Source organism: Chromobacterium sp. Ag138 (assembly GCF_055181315.1).
Genome location: NZ_JBUPWA010000001.1, coordinates 2,803,680 through 2,820,150 on the forward strand (window position 1 = coordinate 2,803,680; position 16,471 = coordinate 2,820,150).

14 protein-coding genes are annotated in these 16,471 nt (G+C 67.9%); 6 read left to right on the forward strand and 8 right to left on the reverse strand.

Annotation, left to right across the window (positions count from 1 at the left end; all coding sequences use genetic code 11):
- Nucleotides 1-113: 113 nt before the first annotated feature.
- Nucleotides 114-7,184, reverse strand: coding sequence for an Ig-like domain-containing protein (locus ACY3GB_RS12905; protein WP_463089092.1), 7,071 nt, complete (start codon nucleotides 7,182-7,184; stop codon nucleotides 114-116).
- Between the two features lie 239 nt (nucleotides 7,185-7,423).
- Between ACY3GB_RS12905 and ACY3GB_RS12910 the strand changes: the two genes are divergently transcribed.
- The gene (locus ACY3GB_RS12910) at nucleotides 7,424-8,200 is read left to right on the forward strand and encodes a class I SAM-dependent methyltransferase (RefSeq protein ID WP_463089093.1); all 777 of its coding nucleotides are present in this window, start codon (nucleotides 7,424-7,426) and stop codon (nucleotides 8,198-8,200) included.
- Here ACY3GB_RS12910 and ACY3GB_RS12915 read toward each other — a convergent pair.
- Genes ACY3GB_RS12915 through ACY3GB_RS12925 form a run of 3 tightly spaced genes read right to left on the reverse strand, consistent with a single transcriptional unit; the run spans nucleotide 8,192 to nucleotide 10,256 of the window.
- On the reverse strand, nucleotides 8,192-8,539 hold the full coding sequence (locus ACY3GB_RS12915) for an antibiotic biosynthesis monooxygenase family protein (protein ID WP_463089094.1): 348 nt from the start codon (nucleotides 8,537-8,539) through the stop codon (nucleotides 8,192-8,194). The genes ACY3GB_RS12910 and ACY3GB_RS12915 overlap by 9 nt on opposite strands.
- Entirely contained in the window at nucleotides 8,536-9,630 is a 1,095-nt protein-coding gene (locus ACY3GB_RS12920) for a hypothetical protein (RefSeq protein ID WP_463089095.1), read from the reverse strand. Before ACY3GB_RS12920 ends, ACY3GB_RS12915 begins: the two co-directional genes overlap by 4 nt.
- Complete coding sequence (locus ACY3GB_RS12925; RefSeq protein ID WP_463089096.1) at nucleotides 9,627-10,256, reverse strand: DUF6058 family natural product biosynthesis protein; 630 nt, start codon at nucleotides 10,254-10,256, stop codon at nucleotides 9,627-9,629. Before ACY3GB_RS12925 ends, ACY3GB_RS12920 begins: the two co-directional genes overlap by 4 nt.
- 80 nt (nucleotides 10,257-10,336) lie before the next feature.
- Here ACY3GB_RS12925 and ACY3GB_RS12930 point away from each other — a divergent pair, with 80 nt between their 5' ends.
- Nucleotides 10,337-11,047 (forward strand): ArsR/SmtB family transcription factor, encoded by a 711-nt coding sequence (locus tag ACY3GB_RS12930; RefSeq protein ID WP_463089097.1) that lies wholly within the window; start codon nucleotides 10,337-10,339, stop codon nucleotides 11,045-11,047.
- Nucleotides 11,048-11,061: 14 nt separating this feature from the next.
- Here the strand turns inward: ACY3GB_RS12930 and ACY3GB_RS12935 are convergent, their stop codons facing one another.
- Together ACY3GB_RS12935 and ACY3GB_RS12940 are read right to left on the reverse strand one after the other, a co-directional pair.
- On the reverse strand, nucleotides 11,062-11,457 hold the full coding sequence (locus ACY3GB_RS12935) for an acyl-CoA thioesterase (protein ID WP_463089098.1): 396 nt from the start codon (nucleotides 11,455-11,457) through the stop codon (nucleotides 11,062-11,064).
- A gap of 237 nt (nucleotides 11,458-11,694) precedes the next feature.
- Nucleotides 11,695-11,991 (reverse strand): DUF2325 domain-containing protein, encoded by a 297-nt coding sequence (locus tag ACY3GB_RS12940; RefSeq protein WP_021475592.1) that lies wholly within the window; start codon nucleotides 11,989-11,991, stop codon nucleotides 11,695-11,697.
- A 208-nt stretch (nucleotides 11,992-12,199) separates the two neighbouring features.
- On the opposite strand from ACY3GB_RS12940, the gene ACY3GB_RS12945 reads away from it, so the two are divergent.
- The 4 genes from ACY3GB_RS12945 (at nucleotide 12,200) to ACY3GB_RS12960 (ending at nucleotide 14,869) form a co-directional block, all read left to right on the forward strand.
- Nucleotides 12,200-13,513 carry a Na+/H+ antiporter family protein gene (locus tag ACY3GB_RS12945; RefSeq protein WP_463089099.1) on the forward strand — a complete coding sequence of 438 codons (1,314 nt, stop codon included), beginning with the start codon at nucleotides 12,200-12,202 and terminating at the stop codon, nucleotides 13,511-13,513.
- A gap of 1 nt (nucleotide 13,514) precedes the next feature.
- Complete coding sequence (locus tag ACY3GB_RS12950; RefSeq protein ID WP_021475590.1) at nucleotides 13,515-13,742, forward strand: SlyX family protein; 228 nt, start codon at nucleotides 13,515-13,517, stop codon at nucleotides 13,740-13,742.
- Nucleotides 13,743-13,829: 87 nt separating this feature from the next.
- Nucleotides 13,830-14,105, forward strand: coding sequence for a hypothetical protein (locus ACY3GB_RS12955; RefSeq protein WP_463089100.1), 276 nt, complete (start codon nucleotides 13,830-13,832; stop codon nucleotides 14,103-14,105).
- A gap of 257 nt (nucleotides 14,106-14,362) precedes the next feature.
- Entirely contained in the window at nucleotides 14,363-14,869 is a 507-nt protein-coding gene (locus ACY3GB_RS12960) for a hypothetical protein (protein WP_463089101.1), read from the forward strand.
- Nucleotides 14,870-14,919: 50 nt separating this feature from the next.
- Here the strand turns inward: ACY3GB_RS12960 and ACY3GB_RS12965 are convergent, their stop codons facing one another.
- Nucleotides 14,920-15,495, reverse strand: a complete 576-nt coding sequence (locus ACY3GB_RS12965) for an N-acetyltransferase family protein (RefSeq protein WP_463089102.1) — start codon at nucleotides 15,493-15,495, stop codon at nucleotides 14,920-14,922.
- A gap of 23 nt (nucleotides 15,496-15,518) precedes the next feature.
- Complete coding sequence (locus ACY3GB_RS12970) at nucleotides 15,519-16,424, reverse strand: DMT family transporter (RefSeq protein WP_463089103.1); 906 nt, start codon at nucleotides 16,422-16,424, stop codon at nucleotides 15,519-15,521.
- Between the last annotated feature and the right edge of the window lie 47 nt (nucleotides 16,425-16,471).

Consider the following 16,471-nt stretch of genomic DNA (forward strand, 5'->3'; position numbering starts at 1 on the left):
ATCCGCGCGCGCGCGGCCTTGCCTGATAATCGGATTGCATCTCGCTGCCCCCTTAGAGCATTGTCGGTTTACCCAGGCCACTCTTATCGCTGTCTGTTTTCCGCAGCCCCGTCCTACCCCTGCTTGTCATCTCCCAGAAACGCCGCCAGCCGCTGCAGGAAGCCGCGTTGGCCGTGGTTGTCGAACTGCCGGTTGAGCGCCAGCTTGCCGGCGTCCGGCGTCGCCTTGCGCGCTTGCGTCGTCGCCTGCCGTTTGCCGAAATTCAGCTGGATGTGGCTGTTGCCATGATGGCCGGTCTTGTCCTGCACCCGGATGTCGATCGAAACCGGCTTGTTCCATCCCGCCGGCGCCTGCCCGGAGAAACGGCCTGTCGTCGGGTCGAACTTCAGCCAGCCCGGCAGGGGCTGGCCATTGCTCTGGCGCGCCACGATGCTGAGGTTGGCCGACGATTCGCGGCTGATGATGGTGGCGGGCGGCAATACGATGGTGAACGACTGTCCGGCGGCGACAGGGCGCACACCCAGATCCGGATTCACCTGCAGGGCGATGGTCGGATTGCTGGCGGTGTTGCTGACGAAGGAGGGCGCGCCGCCGTTGACATTGTCCAGCCCGTTGGCGCCCAGCGACGGCGAATTGGCGCCCGTGCCGGCGTGCGCGGCATCCGACAACAGATTCTGCGCCGCGTTGTCGGCATGCTCGTTGCCGGTGGCGACGGCCGGCGTGCCCCCCACCGCCGCCAGCACGATATTGGGCGTGATGGGCGGCAGCTGGATGGCATTGGCCGTGGTCGCGGGCGAAGCGGGCGTCGCCGGCGTCAGCACGCTGTTGCTCACTATCTGCGCGCTGACGTGGTAGGACGGCATGGTCGGCTGGCCGCTCAGAAGATTGCCGGCCTTGTCGCTGACCGTTCCGCTCCTGATCGCCAACGACAGCGAGCCGGTGCCGCCGACGTCGGACAGCTGGACGACGTAGGTGGTGGCGTTGACCGCGGTCACCCCGGAAATCGTGCCGCGCGCGCTGCCGCTGGTGACCAGGCTCAGGTTGTCCGCGGTGAATGAGGCCACTGGCTTGCTGAACGTCACCTGATAAGACAGGCTGCTGGCGGTGGTGTCGAGCGGAGCGCCGGCGCTGACGCTCAGCACTTGAGGCGCGACGGTGTCGACGGTGATGTTGTATCCCGTCGATTGTCCGCTGACATTGCCTGCCGAGTCGGTCGCCGTGGCCCGGATGCTGTGGTTGCCATCGGCCAGCGGGCTGCTCAGGTTGTAGCTCCACGCGCCGCTGCCGTTGGCTGTCGCCGTGCCCACCGCCGTACCGTCCACGTACACCGTCACCGTGCTGTTCGCTTCGGCGCTGCCGGTGATCGTCGGCTGATTGTTGCCGGTGACGCCGTCGCTGTGGCTGCTACCGGTATCGGTCGCCGCGCTCAACGCCACGCCGCTTGGCGCTGCCGGCGCCGCGGTGTCGATGGTGATGTTGTATGCGGTCGACTGGCCGCTGACGTTGCCGGCGGCGTCGGTCGCCGTCGCCCGGATGCTGTGGTTGCCGTCGGCCAGCGGGCTGCTCAGGTTGTAGCTCCACGCGCCGCTGCCGTCGGCCGTCGCCGTGCCCACCGCGGTGCCGTCGACGTACACCGTCACCGTGCTGTTCGCCTCGGCGCTGCCGGTGATCGTCGGCTGATTGTTGTCGGTGACGCCGTCGCTGTGGCTGCTGCCGGTATCGGTCGCCGCGCTCAACGCCACGCCGCTTGGCGCTGCCGGCGCCGCGGTGTCGATGGTGATGCTGTATGCGGTCGACTGGCCGCTGACGTTGCCGGCGGCGTCGGTCGCCGTCGCGCGGATGCTGTGGTTGCCGTCGGCCAACGGACTGCTCAGGTTGTAGCTCCACGCGCCGCTGCCATTGGCTGTCGCCGTGCCCACCGCCGTACCGTCCACGTACACCGTCACCGTGCTGTTCGCCTCGGCGCTGCCGGTGATCGTCGGCTGATTGTTGTCGGTGACGCCGTCGCTGTGGCTGCTACCGGTATCGGTCGCCGCGCTCAACGCCACGCCGCTTGGCGCTGCCGGCGCCGCGGTGTCGATGGTGATGCTGTATGCGGTCGACTGGCCGCTGACGTTGCCGGCGGCGTCGGTCGCCGTCGCGCGGATGCTGTGGTTGCCATCGGCCAGCGGGCTGCTCAGGTTGTAGCTCCACGCGCCGCTGCCGTCGGCCGTCGCCGTGCCCACCGCGGTGCCGTCGACGTACACCGTCACCGTGCTGTTCGCCTCGGCCGTGCCTTGCACCGTCGGCTGGTTGTTGCCGGTCTTGCCGTCGGAGTGGCTGCTGCCGGTATCGGTCGCCGCAGTCAGCGCCAAGCCGCTTGGCGCCGACGGCGCCGCGGTGTCGATGGTGATGCTGTACGCCGCCGACAGCGTGCTGACGTTGCCCGCGGCGTCCGTCGCCGTCACGCGCGCGCCGTGGTTGCCATCCGGCAGGCTGGTGCTCAGGTTGTAGCTCCATGCGCCGCTGCCGTTCGCGGTGGCGGTGCCCACCTGGAAGCCATCGATGTACACCGTCACCGTGCTGTTGGCCGGCGCGGTGCCTTGCAGAGTAGGCGTATTGTCGCTGGTGATGCCATCGCTGTGGCTGCTGCCGGTGTCCGTCGCAGTGGTCAGCCCGCTGATCGCCGGCGTCGCCGGCGTCGCGGTATCGATGGTGACGCTGTAAGCCGTCGCCTGGCCGCTGACATTGCCGGCGGTATCGGTCGCCGTCGCGCGGATGCTGTGGTTGCCGTCGGCCAGGCTGCTGGCGATGTTGTAGGTCCATGCCCCGCTGCCGTCGGCCGTGGCCGTGCCCACCGCGGTGCCGTCGACATAGACCGTCACCGTGCTGTTCGCCTCGGCCGTGCCCTGCACCGTCGGCGTGTTGACGCTGGTGACGCCGTCGCTGTGGCTGCTGCCGGTGTCGGTGGCGGCGGTCAGGCCCGTCACCGTCGGCGCGGCGGGAGCCGCAGTGTCAATGGTGATGGTGCGGCCGGACGACACGCCGCTGTTGACGCCGCCGCTGCTGGCCATCGCGGTGATGGCGTGGCTGCCGTCGGCCAGGCTGGAGACGAAGTTGTAGCTCCACGCGCCGCTGCCATTCGTGGTGGTGGTGCCGACGCTGACGCCGTCGACATAGATGGTCACCGTGCTGCCCGCCACCGCGGTGCCGGTCACCGTAGGCGTGTTGTCGCTGGTGATGCCGTCGGAACTGCTGCTGCCGGTGTCGGTGCCGGCCGTCAGACCGGCTACCGTCGGGGTCGGCAGCTGGATCGCGATGCTGCGGGTGACCGCGGCGCTGTTCACCGTGCCGTCATTGACGACGAAGCTGATGACGCGGGTGGCGGTATTCGGCGAGCCGGCGGTGTCATTGTAAGTGACCGCCTGCAGCGCCGCCTGCCATTGCGCGACGGTGGCGGTCGCGCCGCTGGACGTCAGCGTGAGCACGCCGGTGCCGCTGTTGTAGCTGGCGACGATGTTGCCGTAGGTGGAGACGCTGGTGTTGCTGAACGCCAGCACGTCCTCGCCGCTATGGAAATTGCCGGTAATGGACACCGTCGCGCTGGCCAGCGTGGCGTTGTCGCGGTCGGACACGGTGATGCCGCTGTCCACCGCCACCGGCGTCGGCGTGCCGCTGATGGTGTAGCTGCCGCTGGCGCCGGACACGGTGGCGATGGGCGTCTGGTCGGTGTCGGCCACCGTCACCGTCCGCGTCGCGGCGGCGCTGTTCTTGGTGCCGTCATTGACCGCGAAGCTGACGGTGCGGGTGGCATTGTTCGGCGTGATCGCGCTGTCGGTGTAGGTCACCGCGCGCAAGGCCGCCTGCCATTGGGCGAGCGTGGCCGTCGCGCCGCTGGACGTCAGCGTCAGCACGCCGGTGCCGCTGTTGTAGCTCGCGCTGATGTTGCCGTAAGTGCTGGAGTTGGTGTTGCTGAACGCCAGCACATCCTCCCCGCTGTGGAAATTGCCGGTGATGGACACCGTCGCGCTGGCCAGCGTGGCGTTGTCGAGGTCGGACACGGTAAGGCCGCCATCCACCGCCACCGGCGTGGATGCGGTGTTGTTGCCGGCGGTGAAGGCCGCGCTGCCGCCGCTGGCGGTGACGATGGGCGTCTGGTCGGTATCCGCCACCGTCACCGATTTGGTCGTCGCCGCGCTGTTCTTGGTGCCGTCGTTGACCACGAAGCTGATGGTGCGGGTGGCGCTGTTCGGCGTCACCGCGCTGTCGGTGTACTTGACCGCGCGCAACGCCGCCTGCCATTGCGCGACTGTCGCCGTCGCGCCGCTGGAGCTCAGCGTCAACACGCCGGTGCCGCTGTTGTAGCTGGCGACGATGTTGCCGTAAGTGACCGCGCTGGTGTTGGTGAAGCTCAACACATCCTCGCCGCTATGGAAGTTGCCGGTGATCGATGCCGTGGCGCTCGCCAGCGTGGTGTTGTCGAGGTCGGACACGGTGATGCCGCTGTCCACCGCCACCGGCGTCGAGGCGGCGTTGTCGCCGGCGGTAAAGGCGGTGCTGCCGCCGCTGGCGGTGGCGATAGGCGTCTGGTCGGTGTCGGCCACCGTCACCGTGCGGGAGACCGTGGAACTGGCGTTGCTGCTGCCGTCGGCCACCTGAAAGCTGATGGTGCGGGTGGCATTGTTCGGCGTCACCGCGCTATCGGTATATTTCACCGCGCGCAAAGCCGCCTGCCATTGCGCCAGCGTGGCGGTGGCGCCGCTGGAGGTCAGCGTCAACACGCCGGTGCCGCTGTTGTAACTGGCGCTGATGTTGCCCATGGTGCTGCCATCGTTGGTGAAGGCCAGCACGTCCTCGCCGCTGTGGAAATTGCCGGTGATGGACACCGTGCCGCTGGCCAGCGTGGGGCTGGCGTTGTCGGTGACGGTGATGCCGCTGTCCACCGCCACCGGCGTCGAGGCGGCGTTGTCGCCGGCGGTGAAGGCTGCGCTGCCGCCGCTGGTGGCGAGCAGGGGCGCGGCGCTGACCGCCATCGTCACGCTGGCGGCGCTGCTGGTGCCGCCGCGGCCGTCATTGACCGTCACCTGTATCGTGCGCGTGGAGGTGTTGGGTATGCCGGCGGCGGTGTTGTTGTAGTTCAGCGCCTGTAGCAGCGTGGCCAAGCGGGCTGTCGTGGCGTTGCCGTTCAGCGTGACGATCAGGTCGTGGCCGCTGACGCCATCGCCATTGGTGGCGATGGCACCGATGGCGACGCCGCTCACCGACACCGTGCTGCCGACGCTGGTGCCGCTGGACAGCGTCACCGTGCCGCTAGTGTCGATGCCCAGCGCGTCCTCGGCGCTCTGGCCGTTGGCCGAGATGTGCACCGTCACATTGCCGCCATTGAGGATGGTGGTATCGCTATCGGTGACGGTGGCCGCGGTGCCGGTGTCCAGATGCACGGCGCCGCCGCCGGCGTAATAGGTGTTGCTGTCGCCGTTCAGATTGCTTATCACCGGCGCCGCGTCGGCGGCCACGGTGACGGTCCGGGTCACCGTGCTGCTGGTGTTGCTGCTGGCGTCGGTGATGGCGAAGCTGATGGTGCGGCTGCTGGTATTCGGCGATAGCGAGCTGTCCCGATAGGTGACCGCCTCCAATGCCGCCTGCCACTGGGCGTTGGTGGCGGTGGAGCCGCTGGAGGTCAGCGTCAGCACGCCGGTGCCGCTGTTGTAGCTGCCGCTGATGTTGCCCATGGTGCTGCCGTTGTTGGTGAACGCCAGCACGTCCTCGCTGCTGTGGAAATTGCCGGTGATGGACACCGTGGCGCTGGTCTGCGTCGAGGCGGCGGTATCGCTGAGCGTGATGCCGCTGTCCACCGTCACCGCGTTGCCGGTGCCGGAGCTGTAGGCGCTGCTGCCGCCGCTGGCGGTCAGCGTCGGCCCCGGGAAGTGGAAATTGATGGCGTTGATGCTGCCCACCCCCACCATGCCGGTGATGTTGTGGCCGGAGGCCGCCAGCAGCCGGAAGGAGTCTATGCCCTGGAAGGCGCTGTTGCCGGAGACGTTGAAGGTCACCAGCGTGCCGCCGCCCTGCAGCACATCGCCGACGTTCTGGCTCAATACCGCGCTGGACACCGCCGAGCCGTTCAGATAGCCGACCAGCTTGACGCTGCCGCCAGTGGTGCCGGAATCGTAGCCGTTGAGCACCACGCCGATGGAGTTGAGCGTGAACAGGCTGCCGTCGTTGGGCTTGACGCTCAGATAGGTGATGGGGATGGTGCCGTCGGAATAGCCGTCCACGGTTTCCGCGGTGCTGGGTTTCTCGACGATGATGGACTGGTTGCCGTTATTGGTCTGGCCCAGCTGCATGACGAAATTCCAACCGTTCAGGTTGTTTGCCGTATCCGTGCTGCCCGACGGGTTGTAGACCGCGCCGTCCAGGTTGTCGAAGGTGGTGGTGCCGGAAGTGGGTTGGGTCAACAGGCCGTGGTAGGCGGGCAGATCCAGCGTCGCCACATGCAGCGCGCCGGTGGCGTACTCCAGCGTCCAGTCGCCGCCCAGGCTGGCGGCGCCGGTGGCGTCGGTGGAGCCCGCCGTCACCCGGCCGCTTTCCCGCGTGATCGCGCTGACCAGCGCGGCGCCGTCGCGGCCTTCGGCCACATCGCAGCCGTACAGCAGGATGTCGCCGCCGGGGAGCAGCGCCTGCCCGATGGTGGCCAGCTCGGCCTGGCGGCTGGCGACGTTGGCGGTGGTCAGCTCGGTGGCGCCCAGTTGCAGGTCGTTTTCCTGACCGTGGGAAATAATGTGGATGGCGCTGTAGCCGCTATGGGTTTGCGCCCACTGCGCGATCTGCGCCAGACCGTCCTTGCTGCTGTCCAGGATCACCACCTGGCAATTGGACGGCAGCTGGGCGATCAGGCTCTGGTAGTTGGCGACGTTCGATTCGATGAATACCACCTGCGGTCCCTGCGCATGGGCATCGCGCGCGCTGGCGGCATCCGGCGGCGGAGCCGCCGCGGCGACGGCTGCGGCCTCGCCGTGCCGCTGCTGCGCGTCGACGCGCGCCGCGTCGTGCGCGGGGTCGACATGATGCGCGGCCTCGCCGACCGAAGCCGCCACCGCGCCGTCGAACATCATCCTGGGCTCCAGCGCCTGCAGCAGCAAACGGCCGGCCGGACGTCCAGCCTGTTTGGCCGATTCCCGGCCCGTCGATTTCCACCACGCCATGTTCCTGCTCCCGCGCCTGCGCTACGGCCGCCGCCGATTGCGCTTGAATAAAAATGCCCCTCCTAAAGAAATAGACTAGTTAAGTGCATAAAAAAATGTCGTATGAGTAAAGGCTCTTTAGATAAATCTACTTAGCGCTCCTCCGCTCAGCCGCGCCGCTTCCCTTCACCCGGCCAGCCGCGGCTTGCGACGACGCTCCGCATCCCGTATCGTGCGCAACAGATTTTGAAGGACCGCCGATGACCGCCACACCGCTTTACTGCGCCGAGTCCGCCCGCCTCGACGCCGCCCGCCGCCTGTGCGAGCGTTTCTCCCTGCCCCTGATCAAGCAGAGGCCGGCCGACGGCTACTGGCTGGAACTGGGATCCGAACGGTTGGAATTGCTGACCACCGGCAAGCACGGCGCGGTATACGCCGAATTCGTCGAGGGCGCGGCGCGCCACCGCCGCGAACAGGGCGGCGGCCGCGGCCAGCCGGTGGCCAAAGCGGTGGGGCTGAAGGGCGCGAAGGATCTGCCGCACGTGGTGGACGCCACCGCCGGCCTGGGCCGCGACAGCTTCGTGCTGGCCACGCTGGGCTGCCGGGTGACGATGGTGGAGCGCTCGCCGGTGGCGGCGGCGCTGCTGGCCGACGCGCTGGAGCGCGCCGAACGCGACGAGAGCACCCGCGACATCGCCGCACGGATGACGCTGGTGCACGCCAACTCGCGCGACTGGCTGGCCGGGTTATCGGCCGAGCAACGGCCGGACGTGGTCTTCGTCGACCCGATGTTTCCCGACACCGACAAGAAATCCGCCGCCGCCAAGAAAGACATGCAGGCCTTCCAGCACTTGATTGGCGACGACATGGACAGCGCCGAGCTGCTGGCCGCCGCCATCGCCGCCGCCAAGGTGCGGGTGGTGGTGAAACGGCCGCGCCTGGGCGCGGCCATCGCCGGCGTGAAACCGTCGGCGGTGCTGGACGGCAAGTCCACCCGCTTCGATCTCTACGTGATCAAAGCCCTGGCTTCAGGCTGAGTGCGCGGCGCGGCTGTCCGCCGGCGCCTGCCCGCGCTCGTTCATGCCGTAATCGCGCAGCACCGCCGCCACCCGCAGCCGATAGTCGGCGAACACGCCTCCCCTTCCCGCCGCCTGCGCCATCCGGTGCGATTCCAGATTGCGCCAGGCGGCAAGCGCCGCCTCGTCCCGCCAAAACGACAGCGACAGCAGCTTGTCCGGCTGATTCAGGCTCTGGAAACGCTCGATGGAGACAAAACCCTCCATCGTCCGCAGCTGCTCCGCCAGCCGCTCCGCCCATTGCAGATAAGCCTCTCGCCCGCCCTCGGCCAGCGTCGCCTCGAATATCACCGCGATCATGCTCGTTCTCCCGCGCCGAAGCGGCGCATTCTGACATTGGGCTGGCCTGCAAAGCTGATGCCGCCGCCCAGGGCCCACCAGTCCGGACGGCTCTCCTCCAGCGCATGCAAAGCACCGCGGGCGGTGGCCAGGGCCAGCGCCTCGCCGGGGCAGGCATGCCGGCCGCCGCCGAAATCCATGGCTTCCTTGGGCCCGGCCGGATCGCGCGCGGCGGCGGCCAGCAACACCAGCACCTGGTCGCCGGCCCGCAAGGCCTGGCCAGCCAGCGTCGCGTCCGCCTCGACGAAGCGCCGGGTGTGGTGCAGCACCGGATCCTGCCGCAAGCGCGCGCGCCATTCGGCGGGATCGGCATGATCCCACTCCCCCTGACAGCGCCAGGCGATGCCGGCCGACAGCAGCCCCGCGCCGGCGTCCCGGCTCTGGAACAGGATGCCGAGCAAATTGGCGCGCAAAACGGTGGCGTCGAAACCGGCAAACTCGGCACGCCAGCGCCCCAGCCACCCCTCGGCCGGCAGCGCGGCGAGATCGGCCAGCAAGGTCCGGCAAGCCTCCGCCCCCCGTTCGCGCGCCGCGGCGTCGGCATCGGCCGCCAAGACCCGGCACACCCGCGCGATCCCTGCCGCCGCCTCCGCCAGCGTGGTTTCCGGCCACCCCAGCAACGAAGCCAGCGTGGCGACCGGCAGAAAATCGACCAGCGCGTCCAGCCGGCGGCCATCGACCGCGCCGGCAGCCAAAAACGCCCGCGCCAGTCGCCGCGCTGTCTGTTCCGCCTCGTCGCAGGACTGGGCCGCCAGGCCTTCGCCCACCGCGGTCCGCAAGCGGGCATGCGTGTCGCCGTCGCTCATTCGCAACCAACGGCCGAACGCTTCTGCCAGCGGCGATCCGGCGATGCCCGCCGGCACAGGCTCCCGCGCCGGCCGTACCCGGCAGGTGGGGCTGGCCAGCACCGCGTCCACCGCCTGCCGCGAAGCGGCCAGCCACAACCCCAGCTTCGGCTCCCGGCTCCAGCCCGCGCGCGCCAGCGAATGGTAATAAGGATAAGGGTCGGGATGGCCGGCGGCGGCCAGCGCGTGCTCCGGCCAGCCGTTCATGCCTCGCCTCCCAGGTATCGCCGCCGCGCGCCGTCGACGCAGCGCGCGCGGGAGCTGGCCGCGCGCTCATGCGGCGCGAACCATGCCTCAGTCTCGTCCAGCCAATCCACCGCCCGGCGCAGCAGGACTCGCTCGGGCTCCGGCAGCGCCGGCCGGGTCTGGCGATCGGTCAAGCGGTCGATCAAGTCCACCAGCGCGCCCTTGGCCGCGATCTGCTCCACCCGGCCATGGCGGGTGCAGACGCCGTAGGTTCCTGCCAGGAAATGCGCCCATTCCTCGTCCAGGCCCACGGCAGGCTCCGTTGCAGGCAGCCCTTGCTCCGCCAGCCGCGCCAGCTCGGCCCGGTAGCGCCGCTCGAAACGCGCGCGCAGCGTCGCCACGTCGGCATGCTCGGCCTCGATCAGCCACTCGGCCATCGCCTGCGGATACCAGGCCAGCTCGCCATCCAGCGCCTGCTCGCCGAAATAGGACGTGACGGCGCCGGCGCAGCGCAGGCGATAAGAAGGCAGGGGCGCGCGGCCGTCCCGCTGCAGCTCGGCCAGCCGCTCCGGCGCCAGGCCGCAGCGGAACAGCAGCTGCGGCTCGCTGAGGAAATAGGTGTGTAGATAATCCAACAGGGCGCGCATGGCTCAACTCCTTGGCATGTCGTTCGAATACCCGTATCGTAGCCGGCCAACCGCCACGATGTTTCACGCTGGAGTGAACCATGACCAACGCCCATCTCCCCGACATCAGCCGCCTGGCCAGCCTGCTGGCCGATCCCGGCCGCGCCCTGATGCTGCTGTTGATGCTGGACGGCCGCAGCTACCCGGCCAGCGAGCTGGCGCAGCACGCCGGCCTCAGCGCCCAGGCCGCCAGCAACCACTTGGCCAAGCTGCTGCAAGGCGGCGCGGTCAAGGTGGAGCAGCATGGCCGCCATCGCTACTACCTGCTGGCCAACGCGGCCATCGCCCAGGCGCTGGAGGCGCTGAGCGCCGCCGCCCACGGCCACGATCTGGCCCGGCCGCGGGCGGCCAGCCGGGTGACGCCGGAGCTGCGGCTGGCGCGCACCTGCTACGACCACTTGGCCGGCCGGCTGGGCATCGCCATCGCCGACGCGATGTTGGAAAACGGATTGCTATTGCTGGATGAGGACAGGCAGTTCGCGGTGACGGAAGCTGGCCGCGGCTGGTTTGCCGCGACGCTGGCGGTGGAAACGCCAGCCGGCGGCAAGCGGCCGCTGGCGCGGGCCTGCCTGGACTGGAGCGAGCGGCGGCCGCATCTGGCCGGCGCCCTCGGCGCGGCATTGTGCCGGGAATTCCTGCAACGGAACTGGGTGGAGCGGCGGCTGGACAGCCGCGCGCTGCGCGTCACGCCGGCCGGGCAAGCCTTCCTGCGCCAGCAGTGGGGCATCCGGCCAGAGGCGTTGGCGGAATAAAAACGGCGGCAGCCTCAGGCGGTCAGCCGCTCGGCGAAGCCTTCCGGAATGGCGGGGCGGCCGCGCTCGTTGATCGCGGTGCCGATCACCAGGCCATCCAGCACCACCTTGCCGTCGGCTTCGCGCACCACCTGCTGGCGGAAGCCGAAGCGCACCTTGGACACCGGCTCAAAAGCCACGGTGACGGCGAAGCGGTCGCCGCTGGTCAGCGAGGCCTTGTAATCCATTTCCGAGCGCACCACCACCAGGTTGATCTTGTCGCGCGCCAGCTGGGCGAAATCGATGCCTTTCGCCAGCAGAAACTCGTGCCGGGCGTGCTCCAGATAATTGAAATAGACGCCGTTGTTGACGATGCCCTGCATGTCGCACTCGTAGTCGCGCACTTTGAATTCAACGGAAAAGACTGACATCAAGCGGTTCCCTGTTTCGAAACGATGAAGCGCCCGCCGCGGCGGACAAGCCGCTTGGACGCCGACGATGGCAGGGAGTTTCTCAGATAGGCGGCCGGGGAACCAGCGCCGCCATCCGCTTTCAGCGCTTGGCAGGAGCCGGCCGCGGCGCGGCCCGCCGCCATTCCACCTTGGGCGGCGCCTGCAGCGCGGTGCGGCCCAGCAGCCAGGCCAGCCAGTTTTCGTTGCCGGAAAAAATCATGACAGCCTCCTCCAGCCATGGTGGCGCAAACGCTGCTCGACCGCGGTGGCGGAGCGGCGGCAGGCCAGCACCGGAATGCCCAGCGCGGCGGCGCGGTCGCGGTAATGCCGCATCACGTTGTGGCCGAGAAAATCGGTGAGCAGGATCAACACGTCCGGCCGGCCGGGCAGCGCCGCCTTGCGCTGATGCGCGACGTTGCGGCCGCAGATGTGGCGGGCGATGCGGATGTCGTACAGGCTCAGCACCTCCGGAATATTGCCCAGGCTATCGGCTCCCACCAGCAGCGCTTCCATCTTGCCTCCTTGCCGCTTCGCGCGGAATCGGGTGATGGTTTGACTGTAAATCCGGCGCTTAATCTCTCAAAGTAATAATAAATTTTATTTCAATATCAATTTGATATATAGATGGCATGACAGGTCAGACTGCTAGACAGGCCCCGGCAAACCCGTTACCCTGCCCGCCCCGCGCAGCCGCGCATAAGCCACTGATTTGTCTATACAAATGAATGCCGTTGTATTAGCCGTGGGCGCCATGCTCACCCTGACCTTGCTGCGCACCCATGTCGTCATCAGCCTGCTGATCGGCGCTTTGGTCGGCGGCCTCGCCGGCGGACTATCGCTGCCCGCCACCCTCGCCGCCTTCAACCAGGGCATCACCGGCGGCGCCTCGGTGGCGCTGTCCTACGCCCTGCTGGGCGCCTTCGCCGTCGCCATCGCCAAGTCCGGCCTGCCGCATGCGATGGCCGACCTGGCGGTGAAGAAGCTGGAGCACGCCAGCGCCCACCGCAAGCTGAAATGGACGCTGATCGCGCTGCTGGGCTGCGTCAGCGTCGCCAGCCAGAATCTGGTGCCCATCCACATCGCCTTCATTCCGATGCTGATCCCGCCGCTGCTGTACGTGATGGCGCGGCTGCAGCTGGACCGCCGGCTGGTGGCCTGCGTGATCACCTTCGGCCTGGTGACGCCGTACATGGTGTTTCCGGTGGGCTTCGGCGACATCTACCTGAAGCAGATCCTGCTGGGCAACGCCGCCAAGGCCGGCATGGAAACCTCGGGCATCAACGTGATGCACGCGATGGCGATCCCGGCGCTGGGGATGGTGGCGGGCCTGCTGTCGGCGGTGTTCGTCAGCTACCGCAAGCCGCGCCGCTACTCGCTGGGCAAGATCGAAAACGCCGAGCGCACCCACGCACGCGTCAGCCGCAAGTCGCTGGCCACCGCCTTCGCCGCCATCGTCGCCGCGTTCTCGGTGCAGCTGTACACCGACTCGATGATCATGGGCGCGCTGTCCGGCTTCCTGCTGTTCCTGGCCGCCGGCGTGGTGAAATGGAAGGACGCCGACGGCGTGTTCAACGAGGGCATGAAGATGATGGCGATGGTGGGCTTCACCATGATCACCGCCCAGGGCTTCGCCGAAGTGCTGCGCGCCAGCGGCGAGATCGCGCCGCTGGTCAAGGCCGGCGCGGCGCTGTTCGAGGGCCAGCGTTCGCTGGCGGCGCTGGCGATGCTGGCCATCGGCATGACGGTGACGCTGGGCATCGGCTCGTCGTTCTCCACCGTGCCCATCCTCACCGCCATCTACGTGCCGCTGTGCGCGCACCTGGGCTTCTCGCCGATGGCCACGGTGGCCATCATCGGCACCGCGGGCGCGCTGGGCGACGCCGGCTCGCCGGCGTCGGACTCGACGATGGGCCCGACCTCCGGCCTGAATCTGGACGGCCAGCACGACCACATCCGCGACACGGTGATCCCCACCTTCCTGCACTTCAACCTGCCGCTGATGACCGCAGGCTGGATCGCGGCGATGGTGTTGTAGAATGGCGGGCATGAACACCGAAAACGAAAACCGCGTCGAGGCGCTGGAAGTGCGCCTCGCCTTCCAGGACGAGCTGCTGGACGCGCTGAACGCCACCGTCGCGCGCCAGCAGAAGGAAATCGACCTGCTGCAGCAGCAGATCCGCCTGCTGTACCAGCAGTTCCGCAGCGCGCAGCCGGACGACGGCCCCGGCGGCTCGCCGCGCGACGAGATTCCGCCGCACTACTGAGCGCGGCGCGCTTCACGCCGCGCGCGTCTCCCCGTTCACCGCATATGGGCAGCGCATTCCGCGCCGCCCATATTCGGGGAGACCGCCATGCGCACCTTCCGGCTTCATCTGGGCAATGGGTTCGAACACAGCTTCACCAGCAGCCAGAACGCCAAGCTCACATTCCTGATCAACGGCAGTCCCGCCGACTGCTGCGTCTTCGACATGACGGACGCTAGCGCGCCCAAGCTGCTGAGCCAGCAGAAATCGATCTCCCCCGGCAATATCTCCAAACCGGTTCCGCTCAAGGCCAACACCCGCTACAAGGCGCGGATCAATCCCCATGGCGACCCCAAGCTGTCCCATGCCACGATCAGCTGGTGAACGCCGCCTTATCGGAAAAACAGCTTTTCAAATACGAAATCATGCAGACAAATGCGTCGATATACCTGCTTTTATAGGATATTTGCCGGCATAAATCGGCTGGCCGCAATCCCAGTATCCGCGCCCGGCCGCCAGCGCTAGGCTGGTCTCACTTTCCGCCGCCCCTGCGGCGTCCACCCGGAAACGGAGACTTTCATGATCGCGACACGCCCCCCCGCCTTCTGCTGTTGACCAACCCCAACGCAGGAGTATCCGACATGGCACACAGCATCGCAGTGAACGTTCCCGCCAAGCAGGAAATCGAAGCCGCCGACGGCGTCGTCAAACAGCTGAAGGAGTATCAGTCGAAAAACTGGGCGATCGGCCTGAACGGCGACAACCTGGCGCCGGACAACTTCCTGGCCTTCTTCACCGAACGCCAGCTGCCGTTCGCCTACTACGTCCGCGCGCAGGGCGTCAGCGTCGGCGAGCCGTCGGCCTACCAGATCAACATCGACACGCTGAACCACTACGTCGCGCTGATCCGCAGCGCCGAGGGCATCGCCGTGCACGGCGCGATCACCCAGCTGAACCACTACAAGGCCAATAATTGGGCGATCGGCCTGAACGGCAGCACGCTGCAGCCGGACGACTTCCTGCCCTTCTTCGACACCCGCGGCGTGGCATTCGCCTACTACGTGCGCAGCGGCGGCGTCGAGCTGGGCACCCCGGCCGCCTACGACAACAATATCCGGGCGCTGCAACAGTACCTGGACAACCTGTAAACGCTCCGCGTTCCGCCCCACCGGCCTCCCGCCGCGGGGCGGCTTTCCGCTCAGTCCCGCTTGCGCCGCCGCGACACCGTCGCCTCGATGTTCTTGCGGCCGATCAGCTTGGCCGGCTCCGGCATCGCCGGCGTTTCCGCCTCCCCCAGCCACTTGTACATCACCAGGCAATCCACCAGCCCATGGACCGCGTGACGGTAGGCGCGCGGCAGGCGGCCGACGACGTCGAAGCCCAGTTTCTGCCACAACGCCACCGCCGCCGCGTTGTTAGCCACCACGCTGTTGAACTGCAGCGCCAGAAATCCCCGCTCCCGCGCGCGCTGCTGCGAATGCTCGCACATCGCGCGGGCCACACCCTTGCCGCGCGCCGCCGGCGCCACCATGTAGCCGCAGTTACCGACATGGCCGCCGGGTCCGGCGGCGTTGGCCTTGAGGAAATAGCTGCCCAGCAGCTGGCCGTCCTCTTCCGCCAGCCAGGTTTCCAGCGGCGCCTCGCACCATAGCCGGCGCGCCGCCTCCTGGTCCATGTCCGGGTCGAAGGCGTAGGTCTCGCGGGCGGCCACCACCTCGCGGAACACCGGCCAGAACGCCGCGAAATCGCGCGGTTCCATCAATCTGATCTGCATCTTGTCTTTCCGATTCTCGAGACTCAAGGCGTAGGCTGCGGCTTGTTGCCGGGCCGGCTCATGCCGCCGGACAACAGGCTGGCGCCGGCGATCAACGCGCCGCCCAGCCACTCCTGCAGCGACATTCTCTCGCCGGCCAGCAGATAGGCCGACACCGCGGCGAACACCAGCTCCATCAGCATCAGCGTCATCGCCTGGGTGGCCGGCATGATGGACAGGCCGTACTGCGACACCACGCTGGTGCACAACAGCACCACGCCCAGAATCGCCAGCACCAGCCAGCTCTCGGCCGGGATCTCCAGCATCCTGGGCAGATCGCCGCTCTGCAGCAGGCTGACCGCGCCGATCAGCGCCACCCCGAACCACACCGTCGCCGACTTCACCGGCACCGGGATGCCGTGCGAGCGGCGGCTGACCACATTGCCCAGCGCGAAAGCCATGCCGCCGGACAGCGCCAGCCACTCGTAGCGGTGGGTCAGCGGCAGCTCGCCGGCGAACAGCTCCGGCCGGTAGATGAACACGCCGCAGCCCAGCAGCGACAGCCCCACCACGGCCCAGCCGCGGCGGGTCAGGTGCTCGTGCAGCAGCAACCGCGACCACAGCGCGGTCCATAGCGGCGACAGGTAGAACAGCAGCAGCACCCGCATCACCTGGCCTTCGGCCACCGCCATCGTGTAGCTGAAATTGCACCAGCCGAACAACAGGGTCAACAGCACCAGCACCGGCTCGAAATGGAACTGGCGCCGGTACACTTTGAAGAACAAGGTCAAACCGGCGGCGATGGTGACCAGATAGGTGGCCAGCGAGGCCATGGGCACGCTGACGCCCTGGACGTTGAGGCTGCGGAACGGGTACCACATCAGTCCCCACACCAGCGCGGTGGTGAGGATGCCGGAGGTGGCGACGATTTTTTGTTTTACAGGTGTCATGGCTGTTCTTAAGATGATCGATTGCCTGTGCCGAATTTCCGATGGAG